Below are 287 nucleotides of genomic sequence, written 5' to 3' on the forward strand. Positions count from 1 at the left end.
CGCCGGGATTGCGCCGATGCGAATGCTTTGTCCCGGTTCGCGGCGCAAACTTTTCGCCAGGCGCCGCACGCCTTGCAGGCTTGCGCTGACTTTCTCGACTTCGCGTTCCAGCGCCAGGGCTTCCGGGGTGGGTTGCAATTTACCCCGTACCCGCAGGAATAACGCAAAGCCCAACTGCAGCTCGGCGTGCTGCAGCACTTTGGTCACCGCCGGTTGCGAGACGTGCAGCAACTGCGCGGCGGCACTGATGGAGCCGGTCTGACGGATGGCCTGGAAGATTTCGATAT

The 287-nt window shown here is 62.7% G+C and carries 1 protein-coding gene; it reads right to left on the reverse strand.

Features of this window, described 5'->3' with window-relative positions:
* Positions 1-287: LysR family transcriptional regulator (locus AAEY79_RS14500; protein WP_352288992.1), on the reverse strand; the 287-nt coding region annotated here is incomplete at both ends.

The sequence above is a fragment of the Psychrobacter sp. GW64-MNA-CIBAN-0177 genome, assembly GCF_040309585.1.
GTDB classification, from domain to species: Bacteria; Pseudomonadota; Gammaproteobacteria; order Pseudomonadales; family Moraxellaceae; genus Psychrobacter; species Psychrobacter okhotskensis.